Here is a 13,682-nt window from a genome sequence, read left to right on the forward strand (position 1 = left end):
ATGACGCCCTCGATCTCCTCGGCCCGCGCCTGGGCCGGCAACAACGCCGCAGCGCTGCAGGGGCTGGCCGCGCCGGTGCTGGTCGTCGCGGTGCTGGCGCTGATGGTGCTGCCCATTCCCGCCTGGCTGCTCGACACCTTCTTCACGCTCAACATCGCGGTCGCGCTGATGGTGATGATGGTGGCCGCCTACATGATCCGGCCGCTCGATTTCGCGGCCTTCCCGTCGGTGCTGCTGCTCACCACGCTGATGCGGCTGTCGCTCAACGTCGCGTCGACCCGCGTGGTGCTGCTCGACGGCCACACGGGGCCGGGCGCGGCCGGCGCGGTGATCGAGGCCTTCGGACACTTCTTGATCGGCGGCAACTTCGCGGTCGGCCTGATCGTGTTCGCCATCCTGGTCGTCATCAACTTCGTCGTCATCACCAAGGGCGCCGAGCGCATTGCCGAGGTGTCGGCGCGCTTCACGCTGGACGCCATGCCCGGCAAGCAGATGGCCGTGGACGCCGACCTGAACGCCGGCCTGATCAACGAGGACGAGGCCAAGCGCCGCCGCGCCGAGGTGCAGGAGGAAGCCAACTTCTTCGGCTCGATGGACGGCGCGAGCAAGTTCGTGCGTGGCGACGCCATCGCCGGCATCCTGATCCTGGTCATCAACATCGTCGGCGGCTTTGCCATCGGCATGCTCTCGCACGGGCTGTCGGCCAATGAGGCGGCCAACAGCTACATCCTGCTGGCCGTCGGCGACGCGCTGGTCGCGCAGATTCCGGGCCTGCTCATCTCGGTGGCCGCGGCCATGGTGGTCTCGCGCGTGGGCAAGGACACCGACATGGGCCGCCAGATCGTGCAGCAGCTGTTCATGTCGCCGCGCGTGCTGGGCATGGCGTCGGCCATTCTCATCCTGCTGGGCATCATTCCCGGCATGCCGCACGCGGTGTTTCTCATCATGGGCGGGGCACTGGGCTGGGCCGCCTGGCTGATCCAGCAAAAAGAGCAGCAGCGCCAGGAGCAGGCAAACGTGCAGGAGGCCGCGCCCGCGCCGGTCAGCGACGGCGAGGCCAGCTGGGACGACCTGCAGCCCGTCGACCTGCTCGGCCTGGAGCTGGGCTACCGCCTGATCGCTCTGGTCGACAAAAACCGCCAGGGCGACCTGCTCACGCGCATCAAGGGCGTGCGCCGCAAGTTTGCGCAGGAGGTGGGTTTTCTGCCGCCCGCGGTGCACGTGCGCGACAACCTGGAGCTCAAGCCCAGCAGCTACCGCATTGCACTGCGCGGCGTGGTCGTCGGCGAGGGCGAGGCCCACCCCGGCATGTTCCTGGCGATCAACCCCGGCGGCATCTCCACGCCGCTGATCGGAACGCCCACGACCGACCCCGCGTTCGGCCTGCCGGCGCACTGGATCGACGCCGGCCAGCGCGAAGCGGCGCAAATGGCGGGCTTTACCGTGGTTGATTCGGAAACCGTGATGGCCACCCATTTGTCACACTTGATGCAGGTGCAGGCGGCCAAGCTGCTCAGCCGCACCGAGACCCAGCAGCTGGTCGAACACGTGACCCGCCTGGCCCCCAAACTGATCGAGGAAGTCGTGCCCAAGATGGTGTCCATCACCACGTTCCAGAAGGTGCTGCAGCTGTTGCTGGAGGAGTCGGTGCACATCCGCGACATCCGCACCATCGTCGAGACGCTGGCCGAGCACGCCGCCAGCACGCAAGACCCGCAGGAGCTGGCGCGGCGCGTGCGCATCGCGCTGGCGCCGGCCATCGTGCAGCAGATCTACGGCCCCACGCGCGAACTGGACGTGATCGCCATCGAGCCCGGCCTGGAGCGCCTGCTGGTGCAGGCCCTCGCCGGCAGCGGCGGGCCTGCGCTGGACCCGGGCGTGGCCGACCTGCTCACCCACCGCGCCGCCGAGGTGGCCAACCAGCAGGAGGAGATGGGCCTGCCCGCCTGCCTGCTGGTGCCCGACGCCATCCGCGGCGCGATTGCGCGCCTGGTGCGCCGCGTCGCCCCGCGCCTGCAGGTGCTGGCGCACAGCGAAATTCCCGAGACGCACACCATCCGCATCGGCCCCATTCTTAAAGGTGCTACGCCATGAACATCAAACGCTTTCACGCCCCCACGGCCCGCGAAGCCCTGGCCAAGGCCCGCATGGCCTTTGGTGAAGGCACGCTGATCCTGTCCAACCGCCCGGTGGACGGCGGCGTCGAGGTGGTGGCCACGGCCGAGGACGCGCTGGCCGCGCTGCACGACGCCTCGCCGCGCGCCGCGCTGCATGCGCAGGCCCCGGCGGCCCCGCGCCCCGCGCCCCAGCCCGCCCCGGCCCGCCTGCAGGAGCGCGCCGACGACCTGGCCGCCAGCCCGGTGCGCACGCAGAAGAGCCGCGCCGCGCTGCAGGGCGAGATGACGCAATCGACCGTGGCCAGCGACACCGAACAGCTGGCGATGAGCACGCTGTCGTTCCAGGACTATGTGCGCGAGCGCATGCTGCGCCGCCGCCAGGAGGCCATGGACGGCACGCTGGCGCCGGCCGTGCTGCAGGGGCGCGAGCGCGAGCGCGCCTTCGAGCAGGCGCCAGTGCGCGCCGCGGCCCCGGTGCCCGCCACGCCGCAAAGCCCGCCGGCCCAGCCCCAGCCGCGCAATCCGCTGCGCACCATGCACGCGGCGCTCAACGCCCCGCAGGTCAACACCGCGGCGCGTTCCGGCGCCACAGCGCCCACGCTGGCCGCAGCCGCCGGCCAGCAGGACCTGATGAAGGAGCTGCAGTCGATGAAAGACCTGATCGAGGAGCGCTTCAACACGCTGTCATGGCTGGGCCAGGCGCGCCAGGACCCGATCCAGTCCAACCTGATGCTCAAGCTGATCCGCGCCGGCTACTCGCCCGCGCTCTCGCGCGCCATGCTCGAACACCTGCCCGAGCACCTGGGCGCGCAGGACGCGGTGCGCTGGCTGATGCGCGTGCTCGAACGCAATCTGCGCACCGACGCGGCCGACCTGCCGCTGATCCAGCAGGGCGGCGTCTTCGCGCTGGTGGGCGCCACCGGCGTGGGCAAGACCACGACGGCCGCCAAGCTGGCCGCGCTGTGCGCCCAGGCGCACGGGCCGGCCAGCGTGGGGCTGATCACGCTGGACACCTACCGCATGGGCGCGCACGAGCAGCTGCGCTCCTACGGCCGCATGTTGGGCGTGGTCGCCCACCTGGCGCACGACCAGGCCGCGCTGCAGGATCTGCTGGGCCTGCTGTCGTCCAAGAAGATGGTGCTGATCGACACCACCGGCGTCGCCCCGCGCGACCCGCGCAAGCGCGAGCTGCTCGATCTGCTGGCGCTGCCCGGCATCGAGCGCCTGCAGGTGCTCAACGCCAGCAGCCATGGCGACACCTTCGACGAGGTGCTCACCGGCTTCAAGAGCGCGGGCGTGCAGCAGGCCATCCTCTCCAAGGTGGACGAGGCCGTGAAGCTGGGGCCGGCCATCGACGCGCTGATCCGCCACCAGGCGCTGCTGCGCGGCGTGACCTGCGGCCAGCGCGTGCCCGAGGACTGGGAAGCGGCCAACGCACCGGCGCTGGTCGCGCAGTCGATGCGCGCCAACGCGCGCTCGGCCTTCGACCCCAAGGCGCTGGAGCTGAACTTCTTCTTCTCGCAGGCGCCCGAGGCGTTGCAGCCCACGGAGATGGACCATGTGGCTTGAGCGCGCCGGCACCACCCACCAGGGCGCAGGGCTGCAGCGCCTGAATGCGCAGACCGGCGCGGGCCCGCGCCTGCTGCCCGTGCTGGCCACGCCCGACTCGCACCTGGAACTGGAGACACTGTGGCAGCTGTGCGCCCAGCTGCAGCAGCTGGGCTACGCAGTCATGGTGCTCGACGCCAGCGCGCGCGAGGGCGCGCACGCGCCCGGCCTGGCCCAGGTGCTGCAGACGCACAGCCTGCCGCTGCAGGCCACGCTGGACGCCAGCGCCGCAGATGCCGCGCTGCTGCCGGTGCTGCCCGCGGCGCTGGGCCTGCGCCGCCTGGCGCAGCAGGGCGGCGGCGCTGCGGCGCTGCGGCGGCTGGTCACCCCGTTTCGCGCCTATGGCGCACTGCTGCTGTATGCGCCGCCGGCGCTGGCCGCGCCGCTGCTGCAAGGCAGCGCCTGCACGCCGCTGGCGCTGACCGGCGCGGGCGCCCAGGGCATGGTGGCCTGCTATCTGCAGCTCAAGCACATGGCGCTGCACGCCGGCCTGCGCTGCACCGTCGCGGCCATGACCGGCGCCGAAGACGCCCGCAGGACGGCGCAGACCCGCGAGGCGCTGCAGGCGCTCGCGCGCAGCGCAAGCCAGATGCTGGGCCTGGCGCCGCACACCACGCAGATCCGCGCCGACCAGCCGCGCGAGCTGCGTCGCCTGGCGCTGCAGCTGCTGGAAGGCGGCTGCGCGAACACCACCACCGCTCACCACAACGACTACGATCACCCCTGCATCGACCACAGCCATTGAATCCAGGTTGACCCATGTATACCGCCAAAGGACAGCTTGACCGCAACGCGCTGCTGCAACAGCACGCGCCGCTGGTGCGCCGCATCGCCCACCACATGATCGCCAAGCTGCCTCCCAACGTCGAGGTCGACGACCTGATCCAGGTCGGCATGATCGGGCTGAACGAGGCGCTGTCGCGCTTCGAGGCCTCGCAGGGCGTGCAGTTCGAGACCTTTGCCAGTCAGCGCATCCGCGGCGCCATGCTCGACGAATTGCGCGGCGGCGACTGGATGAGCCGCAGCTCGCGCAAGAGCCAGAAGGACATCGAGCAGGCGCTGCGCCGCGTCGAGCAAAAGCTCGGGCGCAGCCCGCTGGAGTCGGAGATCGCCGCCGAGATGGACATGAGCCTGCAGGATTACCAGTCGCTGCTGGGCAAGGTGCGCGGCACGCAGCTGGTCTACCTGGAGGACATACGCCCGGGCGAGGACGACGAGGGCAGCTTTCTCGACCGTCACATGGCCGACGAAGACGCCGACCCGGTGGCGCTGTTGCGCGACCAGCGCATCCGCAGCTCGCTGGTCCAAGCCATCGAGTCGCTGCCCGAGCGCGAGCAGTACATCATGGGCATGTACTACGAGCAGGACATGAACCTCAAGGAAATCGCCGCCGTGCTCGGCGTGACCGAATCACGCGTGTGCCAGCTGCACAGCCAGGCCATCGCGCGGCTGCGCACCAAGATGCGCGCGCATTGAGCGTCGCGGCCAAGCCTTTTCCGGCTCATCCATTGGAAAAATGGGGCGATGCAGCGCGCCTCAGTGTGTCTGCGCCTTACTCCCTCCCCCTCTGGGGGAGGGCTGGGGTGGGGGCCGGCGACGCAGACCGAGGCACGCCGTTGCTGCCGCTCCAGCAGCCCCCATCCCTGCCCTCCCCCAGAGGAGGAAGGAGTCCAAGACATGCCGCTGACGTGTCTGCACCTCACTCCCTCCCCCTCTGGGGGAGGGCTGGGGTGGGGGCCGGCGACGCTGGCCGAGACACACCGTTGCTGCCGCTCCAGCAGCCCCCATCCCTGCCCTCCCCCAAAGGGGGAAGGAGTCCGAGGCACGCCGCTGATCAGGCGTTTTTCGCCGTAACAGCGGCAACGCTTCCAGCGTCTGCGCCTTACTCCCTCCCCCTCTGGGGGAGGGCTGGGGTGGGGGCCGGCGACGCTGGCCGAGGCACGCCGTTGCTGCCGCTCCAGCAGCCATCATCCCTGCCTTTCCCCCAAAGGGGGAAGGTGTCCGAGACATGTCGCTGATCAGGTGTTTACCCGACTCGTGGCTCCACCTTGATGGGCACGTACAGCGACCCGCCCTGGCGGTTGAACTCGTCGGCCTTGCGCGCCATGCCGTCGGCCAGTGCCGCGCTGCCGCTCATGCCCTTGGCGGCGGCGTATTCGCGCACCTCCTGCGTGATCTTCATCGAGCAGAACTTCGGCCCGCACATGGAGCAGAAATGCGCCACCTTGGCCGCGTCCTTCGGGAGCGTCTCGTCGTGGTACTCCTGCGCGGTCTCGGGGTCCAGGCCCAGGTTGAACTGGTCCTGCCAGCGAAAGTCGAAGCGCGCCTGGCTCAGCGCGTCGTCACGCGCCCGCGCGCCCGGGTGGCCCTTGGCGACGTCGGCCGCATGCGCGGCGATCTTGTACGCGATGATTCCCTGCTTGACGTCGTCGCGGTCGGGCAGGCCCAGGTGCTCCTTGGGCGTCACGTAGCACAGCATGGCCGTGCCCATCCAGCCGATCATCGCGGCGCCTATTGCCGAGGCGATGTGGTCGTAGCCCGGAGCGATGTCGATGGTCAAAGGCCCCAGCGTGTAGAACGGCGCCTCGTGGCAGGTCTTGAGCTGCTCGGTCATGTTGGCGGCAATCATGTGCATGGGCACGTGGCCCGGGCCTTCGATCATGGTCTGCACGTCGTGCTTCCAGGCGACCTGGGTCAGCTCGCCCAGCGTGTGCAGTTCGGCAAACTGCGCCTCATCGTTGGCGTCGCTGGCGCAGCCGGGGCGCAGGCCGTCACCCAGGCTGAAGGCGACGTCATACGACTTCATGATGTCGCAGATGTCCTCGAAGTGCTCGTACAGAAAGCTCTCGCGGTGATGCGCCATGCACCACTTGGCCATGATCGAGCCGCCGCGCGAGACGATGCCGGTGCGCCGCGCCGCAGTCAGGTGAATGAAGGCCAGCCGCACCCCGGCGTGGATGGTGAAGTAGTCCACGCCCTGCTCGGCCTGCTCGATCAGCGTGTCGCGGAAGATCTCCCAACTCAGGTCCTCGGCAATACCGCCCACCTTCTCCAGCGCCTGGTAGATCGGCACGGTGCCAATCGGCACGGGCGAGTTGCGCACGATCCAGTCGCGCGTGGTGTGGATGTTCTTGCCCGTGGACAGGTCCATCACGTTGTCCGCGCCCCAGCGGATGGCCCAGACCAGCTTTTCCACCTCCTCGTCGATGCTCGACGTGACGGCCGAGTTGCCGATGTTGGCGTTGATCTTGACCAGGAAGTTGCGGCCAATGGCCATCGGCTCCACCTCGGGGTGGTTGATGTTGGCCGGGATGATGGCCCGTCCGCGTGCGACTTCATCGCGCACGAACTCGGGGGTGATGATCTTGGGGATCATCGCGCCCATCGGATTGCCGGCCAGGCGTTTTTCGCGCGCCGCGTCCGCCACGTACTGCGCCATCCATTCACGACGGCCGTTCTCGCGCAGCGCCACGTACTCCATCTCGGGCGTGACGATGCCCTGCCTTGCGTAGTGCATCTGCGTGACGTTGGCGCCCGCCTTGGCGCGCAACGGCTGGCGCTGCAGCGCGGCGGCCTGCTGGCGCAGGGCGGCCAGGCGCGCTGCGTCCTCACTCTTTTGCCCATCGTCGAGCGCCACCGGCTTGCGTCCGGCATAGCCCTCGGTGTCGCCGCGCTCCTCGATCCAGGCGCCGCGCACGCTGGGCAGACCCCGGCGCACGTCAATTTGCACCGCCTGGTCGGTATAGGGGCCGGAGGTGTCGTAGACGCTCACCACCTCGCCGTTGGTCAGCGCAATGTCGCGCACCGGCACGCGCACATCGGCGCGGCTGCCCATGATGTAGGACTTGGTGGAAGCGGGAAACGGCTCGCGCGTGCGGGCCAGCAGGGTGGAAAACGAATCGGGAGCGTTCATGGCGGGCATTCCTCAAACAGACAAAGGGAATGCTCCGCAATCGGCGGGATGCAGGCGCGCACCCATGGTGCACGCATCCCGCTGCAGCTCTTCTTACGCTGGTACTAGCCAGTTCAAGTTCGCGGGTAGAAAGAAAAAGGCCTTTCTTCTCAGCACGCCTGGAAAAACTTCCTTCGTGCACCCCGGAGCAGCGGCGAGTATAGGCCCGCCCTGCGGCGGGATGCGAGGGCAAGACTGCTTCGACCGGGATGGGGGGTAATCCGTGATCGATACGGCCCTGCAGCGCTTGCATTCATCATCCCCGGGCCGGATCGAAAACGCTTGGCATTTCACCAAAAGTAGTGCAGAATCCGCCGGTTCACTGCTTTTTGCCTGCCACTGCAGTGCCTGCGCGTCAATCACCGGTACATCCTGCGCATTGACGCACGCCGCCGCACACCACGCATGTGCATCGGCCCGCATACCGGCGCGCCTCCCGAGATCCGCACCCCAAACCCCGGACTCCTCCCTCTCTCCACCGGTCTGACCCGCTGGAGTTTTTGCCCCTTTTTCCCGATGGTCCGCGCCACTTTGCGCACCATCCGCACCCATGTTTTTGAAACAAAACGCCGAACACGTGGGCGGTTACACCGTCACGCCGCTGGCCCAATCCGCCGAACAAGGCCTGTTCATCGCCTCGGTCTCCATCCGCCGCGGCATGTACGACCGCATTTTTCGCTTCATCCCGCGCTTTGCCAGCGCCGGCCAGGCCGTGCAATACGCCATGGCCGAGGGCCGCAGCCTGGTGCTGTGCAACCAGCTGGGATGAGCCATTTACCCACCACCATCGTCGACAAAGGAGAACCGTGGCCAAGGAAGAACTGATTGAAATGCAAGGGAAGGTCAACGAAATCCTGCCCGACGCCCGTTACCGCGTAACGCTGGAAAACGGCCATGAACTCATTGCCTACACCGGCGGAAAAATGCGCAAGCACCGCATCAAGGTGCTGGCCGGCGACCGCGTGACCCTGGAAATGTCGCCCTACGACCTGAACAAGGGGCGTATCACCTTCCGCCACATCGAGCAGCGCTCGGGTACACCCCGCCCCGGCCAACCGCGCCGGCGCTGAACACCACCCATTTTTTCCTCATCCCACCCGCGCGCATCCTGCCCGCGGGCACCAAACCACCGAAAGCACACCATGAACAACAAACTCTACGTCGGCAACCTGGCCTACTCCGTCACCAGCGACACCCTGAACGAGCTCTTCTCCCAATTCGGCACCGTCGCCAGCGCCAAGGTCATGACCGACCGCGACACCGGCCGCTCCAAGGGCTTCGGCTTCGTCGAGATGGACAACGCAGCCCAGGCCCAGGCAGTCATTGACGGCACCAACGGCAGGCCTGTCGAAGGCCGCAACCTGACGGTCAACATTGCCCGCCCCATGGAGCCGCGCCAGAGCTTTGGCGGCGGCGACCGTGGCGGCTACCGCGGCCAGCGCTATTGATCTGACAAAAAGCGGGCACGCGCCATGGCGCGGCGCCCCGTGCGGCGCTTACCCGGCCAGCTTCCACCCGGCCTTGGCCATGGGCGGGTATTTGGGCGCCAGTTTTTCCCACTTTTCGCGGTACTTTTCACACCCCGAATCTCCTGTGGCGCGGCAGGCGAAGTGTTGCCAGAAATGCGCGGCATCGGCATCGCCCGCATAGGCATGCATGACGGCCAGCTGAAACATGCTGTTGGCGCCAAACGTGGTTCTCACGACATATTCGGCCCACTCGATATCGGCGGGCGAATTGAATTTCACGGGGTTTTTCTGCGCCAGAACGATGTTGTCGCGCAAATGGGTCAAGACCCACATATCCGGCACATAAACATCGGGCTTGTCGCCCTCCAGCTCCTTGAACTCCATCAGCAGCACGGGCGAATTTTCAATGATCAAGAAATCGCGCGCAGTCACCATGACGGCGGCCAGGGCCAGCAGCAGCGCCGGGAAAATCGACCATTTCGGCAGCTTGATTTGAAACGGCAGCTCCACGCTTGCCGAAAGTGCCCCCATCATCATGCCGGCGGGCAATAAGAAATACGCATATTGCAGCGGAAACTCCAGCATGCCGTGGGTGAACAAAACCACCAGAAACGCCAGCATGAACCACTGGTCGGCCGTCTTGACGCGGGCCGCCACCTTCCACCACCACCAGGCCAGAACGGCGGTGAACGCCAGGCCGATGGGGATGCCGTTCCACAGCATCAAGTCCAGCACCAGATTGTGCGCATGGCCTATCGTCCCCTTGACCAGGTCGATGGGAATCAAGTCCCACGAAAACTGGGCGTGGCGCAGCTGCCCCCAGCCATAGCCCGTCCAGGGCTGCAGCGTGCAGGCCTTGAGGAGCACATGCCAGATGTTGAGCCGCCCGCTGTCGGCCAGGCTGCGCACTTCGCGCACGCCGTCGGCGCCATGCGCCCAGGCATTCAGCTGGGGAACGGCCAGCACGCACAGCACATAAAAAACCACCAGCAGCGCAAAAGCCAGCGCAAGCTTCTTGATTGCAGGAATTCGCCGCCAATACAGCACCGCACAGCCGATGAGCAGCACGTTGAGCCAGCCGGTGCGCGACTCGGTCAGCGCCAGCCCAAACAACAGGCCGGCGGCAAGCAGCAGGGCCAGGGCCGCCGGCAGCAGCTTGCGGCTCCAGGCCCAGCCCAGGCCCACCACGCCCAGCAGCAGCAGACTGCCCAGCTGGTTGGGCTGGCCCAGGTTGGCCTGATAGCGCGACTGCATGCCGCTCCTGGCCCAGATGGTCAAAAACTCCTGGTCCAGCAGCTGGTAAATCTGCAGCGGCAGCGACAGCAGCGCGCCCACCGCCGCAGCACCAAAAAGAAAACCCAGCACCTGCCGCGGGTGCGCCTCACCCCACCACCGGCCAACGACGATGGCAAGCAACAGCCCCAGCAGATACAGCGCACTGACCCAGAAAACGCCGAAACTGCCGATCTTGCCCGCGGCAAACTGCAGCACGCAGACGGCCAGCAAGCCCAACGTGGCCAGCGACAGTGCGTCCAGCCGAACCGGCGTGGCGCTGCGGCCAATGAGCACATAGATCAGGGCGCAACAGCCCAGAACCAGCGCCGCCCAGAAGTCGGAATGAAACGTTGTCCAGGGTTGGTTGTGGTTGGGAATCAGCCAGGCAATGGACAGGACAAAAGAAAACAGGCCCAGGAGCAGATAGTAATTGGGGTTTTCTTTTTGCATCGTGAGCCTCGAAAGTTGATAAAGCAAAAGCGCCTATAGGCGCTTTTGCTTATTATTTATAGAACCATATTAAGGCGTACCAGAAACCTCGCAATTACCGCTACCGACCTCACATACAACAACATTAGTACCGCGACGTTTTTTAGGAGTAAATGTCAAATTATCATCAACTGCGCTGGGAACCTCAGCCAGATCACCCTGATATGTACTCCAAGTATTTGCAGCACCAGTGGTGTCATCGCACTGGCTCCAAGCAATCGATGGCACCAATTCTTTTTCATCATTTGCAAGAGCTGCAACCAAGCCTCCCATCGCACTCTTGGCCTCGGCCAAGCACGCCGCCTCACCGGATTTTTCCGTGTAAGTGCGATACTGCGGCAGCGCCACCGCCGCCAAAATACCAATGATCGCCACGACGATCATCAGTTCGATCAAGGTAAAGCCCTGCTGGGCCGTCTTGCGAAGCTGGTGTTTCATGAAAAACCTCCTTGGTTGAAAACGCCGGCCAACAAGTAAGGCCAGTCGCTTTCCTCCACGCAAGCAGCGTGCCAACTTTTTGTCACAGGTTTTCACGCCTTAATACAAGGCTTGGCCGCTCCCGAAGGTGACAGCGCGGGGCTTGTCGCCGTTTTGGCGCGACACCGGCGCGCCGCGTCGCCCGGTCGGGGCGACAACGGCCAAGCAGCCGGGCCGCCTACCATTTCATTACGCCGAATGGCGCCCACGGCTTGCCGGTGCGATTCAATAGAATCCCGCCATGACCGCGTCGCCTTCCTCCCCGCACATCACGCTGGCCTGCGCCGCCGCGCTGACCGGGCTTAGCCTGCGCACCTGGCAGCGGCGCGCCGAGGGCGGGCAGGTGCCCCGCCTGGACGACGCGAGCGGCCGCGGCCTGGTGCCGCTGCAGGCGCTGATGGACGCGCTGCCGCCCGCATGGGGCGATGAGGACACGCAGACCCTGCTGGACGCCGACCAGGGCGGCGCCGCGGCCCAGGCCGACATGGGCGCGCGCTTTGCCACCGCGGCGCTGGTGGCGGACAACGGCGCGGACGCCGCCCGCAACGCCCGCGTGGCGCTGTACTTTCTGGCCCGCGCCGCCGACCAGGGCGAGGCCGACGCCATGCACTGGATGGGCCTGCTGTCCGCCGCCGGCCTGGACGAGGCTGGCGGCAACCCGCAGCAAACCCAGGCAAGAGCCCTGGCCTTGGTGGCCCAGGCCGCAGCCCAGGGCCACGGCATTGCGCGGGGGCAGCTACAGGCCCTGCTGGCGAATGGGTTGACGGCGCACGGGTGATTCCATTTCCATATCAACCGATTACTTTGTCGGCTTCGCTTGTCGTGCTACAGCACTGTCTGCGCTTCACCTTCGCGTACTCGATCGATATAGAAATGGAATGACGGGCGCGGTTGGGGATTGCGCCCTGATAGTCGGACTGGGCCGTGAGGCTTCTGGATTCCGGCCTTCGCCGGAATGACGGGGGCAAAGCTGCGGGGCCGCGCTCCTGCAGGGTTGGGCGGGGGCGAAGCAGCCGGCCTCATGCTCCCATCGTCATTCCGGCGAAGGCCGGAATCCAGAGGTTCGCCCACTGACGCCGGTACCGGATTGCAACCCCGGTAGCGGTATTGCACGGGAGCAGCTGCGGGCGGCGCTGACAAGCGGGACGAATTGACGCGGGGCCGCAGCGCGGCGTGGCTGCCAGGCGGGACGTCCTGGATTCCGGCCTTCGCCGCAATGACGGGGGCAAAGCTGCGGGGCCGCGCTCCTGCAGGGTTGGGCGGGGACGAAGCAGCCGGCCTCATCCTCCCATCGTCATTCCGGCGAAGGCCGGAATCCAGAGGTTCGCCCACTGACGCCGGTACCGGATTGCAACCCCGGTAGCGGTATTGCACGGGAGCAGCTGCGGACGGCGCTGACAAGCGGAGCGAATTGACGCGGGGCCGCAGCGCGGCGTGGCTGCCAGGCGGGACGTCCTGGATTCCGGCCTTCGCCGGAATGACGGGGACGGGGCCGCGTGCGGAGTTGGCTCAGCAGTTGCTGAAGTCCGGCTTTCTCTTGGCCATGAAGGCGGTGAAGGCCTCCTTGGCTGCCGCGCCGGCCATCAGGCGGCCGAAGCTCTCGCCCTCCTCTTGCATGCGCGCGGCCACCTGGCTGGCCTGGCCGGCCTTCATCAGGCGCTTGGTCTCGACCAGCGCGGCCAGCGGCTTGGCGGCGAGCTTGCGCGCCTGGGCCTGGGCCAGCGCGTTGCACTCGGCCGGCGGCACCACGCGGTTGACCAGGCCCACCTCCAGCGCCGCCTCGGCCAGGAAGGGCTCGCCCAGCAGCAGCGCCTCGGCCGCGCGGTGGTAGCCCAGCATTTGCGGCAGCAGCAGGCTGCTGGCGGCCTCGGGGCACAGGCCCAGGTTGACGAAGGGCAGCGCGAACGCGGCGTTGTCGCCGGCGTAGACCAGGTCGCAGTGCAGCAGCAGCGTGGTGCCAATGCCCACGGCCGGCCCGCAGACCGCCGCGAGCAGCGGCTTGGGGAAGGTGGAGATTTCACGCAGAAAGCGCCACACCGGGCGTTCGCCCGCCGGTGCCCGGCCAGCGCCCTGCGCCTGCTGCAGGAAGTCGGCAATGTCGTTGCCGGCGCTGAAGACCGCCATGTCGCCCTGGAAGACGACGCAGCGCACCGCGCCATCCGCGCGCGCCGCCTGCAGCGCGTCGGCCATGGCCGCATACATGGCCTCGGTGATCGAGTTCTTCTTGTCCGCGCGGTTGAAGGTGAGGGTGGTGACACCGGCCTCGGTGTGCACCAGGATGTCTTGCGTGTCCAT

General features: G+C 67.1%; 12 protein-coding genes. 8 read left to right on the plus strand and 4 right to left on the minus strand.

Annotated features, from left to right (window positions below):
* From flhA to ABD767_RS02000, 4 genes are read left to right on the plus strand one after another with little or no spacing between them, the layout of a single operon-like run.
* Window positions 1-2,094 carry a flagellar biosynthesis protein FlhA gene (gene flhA / locus ABD767_RS01985; RefSeq protein ID WP_103046123.1) on the plus strand — a complete coding sequence of 698 codons (2,094 nt, stop codon included), beginning with the start codon at window positions 1-3 and terminating at the stop codon, window positions 2,092-2,094.
* On the plus strand, window positions 2,091-3,686 hold the full coding sequence (gene flhF, locus ABD767_RS01990) for a flagellar biosynthesis GTPase FlhF (protein WP_103046122.1): 1,596 nt from the start codon (window positions 2,091-2,093) through the stop codon (window positions 3,684-3,686). Before flhA ends, flhF begins: the two co-directional genes overlap by 4 nt.
* Window positions 3,676-4,470: a hypothetical protein gene (locus ABD767_RS01995; RefSeq protein WP_103046121.1), complete on the plus strand. Its 795-nt coding sequence runs from the start codon at window positions 3,676-3,678 to the stop codon at window positions 4,468-4,470. The genes flhF and ABD767_RS01995 overlap by 11 nt, the downstream gene beginning before the upstream one ends.
* 14 nt (window positions 4,471-4,484) lie before the next feature.
* Complete coding sequence (locus ABD767_RS02000) at window positions 4,485-5,201, plus strand: RNA polymerase sigma factor FliA (RefSeq protein WP_103046120.1); 717 nt, start codon at window positions 4,485-4,487, stop codon at window positions 5,199-5,201.
* A gap of 550 nt (window positions 5,202-5,751) precedes the next feature.
* Here ABD767_RS02000 and thiC read toward each other — a convergent pair.
* A complete protein-coding gene (gene thiC / locus ABD767_RS02005) occupies window positions 5,752-7,638 on the minus strand; it encodes a phosphomethylpyrimidine synthase ThiC (RefSeq protein WP_103046593.1) in 1,887 nt (628 codons plus the stop codon).
* 589 nt (window positions 7,639-8,227) lie between these two features.
* Between thiC and ABD767_RS02010 the strand changes: the two genes are divergently transcribed.
* The 3 genes from ABD767_RS02010 to ABD767_RS02020 are packed head-to-tail and all read left to right on the plus strand — an operon-like array spanning window position 8,228 to window position 9,125.
* Complete coding sequence (locus ABD767_RS02010) at window positions 8,228-8,446, plus strand: hypothetical protein (RefSeq protein ID WP_103046592.1); 219 nt, start codon at window positions 8,228-8,230, stop codon at window positions 8,444-8,446.
* Window positions 8,447-8,483: 37 nt separating this feature from the next.
* Window positions 8,484-8,747, plus strand: a complete 264-nt coding sequence (gene infA / locus ABD767_RS02015) for a translation initiation factor IF-1 (protein ID WP_103046591.1) — start codon at window positions 8,484-8,486, stop codon at window positions 8,745-8,747.
* A 9-nt stretch (window positions 8,748-8,756) separates the two neighbouring features.
* Window positions 8,757-9,125: an RNA-binding regulator gene (locus ABD767_RS02020; RefSeq protein WP_344867999.1), complete on the plus strand. Its 369-nt coding sequence runs from the start codon at window positions 8,757-8,759 to the stop codon at window positions 9,123-9,125.
* A gap of 48 nt (window positions 9,126-9,173) precedes the next feature.
* Here ABD767_RS02020 and ABD767_RS02025 read toward each other — a convergent pair whose 3' ends face one another.
* Window positions 9,174-10,871 (minus strand): O-antigen ligase family protein, encoded by a 1,698-nt coding sequence (locus tag ABD767_RS02025; protein WP_344867932.1) that lies wholly within the window; start codon window positions 10,869-10,871, stop codon window positions 9,174-9,176.
* A 69-nt stretch (window positions 10,872-10,940) separates the two neighbouring features.
* Complete coding sequence (locus ABD767_RS02030) at window positions 10,941-11,348, minus strand: type IV pilin protein (protein ID WP_344867934.1); 408 nt, start codon at window positions 11,346-11,348, stop codon at window positions 10,941-10,943.
* A 280-nt stretch (window positions 11,349-11,628) separates the two neighbouring features.
* Between ABD767_RS02030 and ABD767_RS02035 the strand changes: the two genes are divergently transcribed.
* Window positions 11,629-12,165 carry a hypothetical protein gene (locus tag ABD767_RS02035; protein WP_344867936.1) on the plus strand — a complete coding sequence of 179 codons (537 nt, stop codon included), beginning with the start codon at window positions 11,629-11,631 and terminating at the stop codon, window positions 12,163-12,165.
* 731 nt (window positions 12,166-12,896) lie between these two features.
* Here the strand turns inward: ABD767_RS02035 and ABD767_RS02040 are convergent.
* Window positions 12,897-13,682, minus strand: coding sequence for an enoyl-CoA hydratase (locus ABD767_RS02040; RefSeq protein ID WP_425549882.1), 786 nt, complete (start codon window positions 13,680-13,682; stop codon window positions 12,897-12,899).

This window comes from Comamonas faecalis, assembly GCF_039538025.1.
Taxonomy (GTDB): domain Bacteria; phylum Pseudomonadota; class Gammaproteobacteria; order Burkholderiales; family Burkholderiaceae_C; genus Comamonas_C; species Comamonas_C faecalis.

What these genes read in the sequence shown, in the direction of transcription:
- flhA (WP_103046123.1), top strand. Translation starts at nt 1, where the DNA reads ATGACGCCCTCGATCTCCTCGGCCCGCGCCTGGGCCGGCAACAACGCC.
- flhF (WP_103046122.1), top strand. Translation starts at nt 2,091, where the DNA reads ATGAACATCAAACGCTTTCACGCCCCCACGGCCCGCGAAGCCCTGGCC.
- ABD767_RS01995 (WP_103046121.1), top strand. Translation starts at nt 3,676, where the DNA reads ATGTGGCTTGAGCGCGCCGGCACCACCCACCAGGGCGCAGGGCTGCAG.
- ABD767_RS02000 (WP_103046120.1), top strand. Translation starts at nt 4,485, where the DNA reads ATGTATACCGCCAAAGGACAGCTTGACCGCAACGCGCTGCTGCAACAG.
- thiC (WP_103046593.1), bottom strand. Translation starts at nt 7,638, where the DNA reads ATGAACGCTCCCGATTCGTTTTCCACCCTGCTGGCCCGCACGCGCGAG.
- ABD767_RS02010 (WP_103046592.1), top strand. Translation starts at nt 8,228, where the DNA reads ATGTTTTTGAAACAAAACGCCGAACACGTGGGCGGTTACACCGTCACG.
- ABD767_RS02025 (WP_344867932.1), bottom strand. Translation starts at nt 10,871, where the DNA reads ATGCAAAAAGAAAACCCCAATTACTATCTGCTCCTGGGCCTGTTTTCT.
- ABD767_RS02030 (WP_344867934.1), bottom strand. Translation starts at nt 11,348, where the DNA reads ATGAAACACCAGCTTCGCAAGACGGCCCAGCAGGGCTTTACCTTGATC.
- ABD767_RS02035 (WP_344867936.1), top strand. Translation starts at nt 11,629, where the DNA reads ATGACCGCGTCGCCTTCCTCCCCGCACATCACGCTGGCCTGCGCCGCC.
- ABD767_RS02040 (WP_425549882.1), bottom strand. Translation starts at nt 13,682, where the DNA reads ATGGACACGCAAGACATCCTGGTGCACACCGAGGCCGGTGTCACCACC.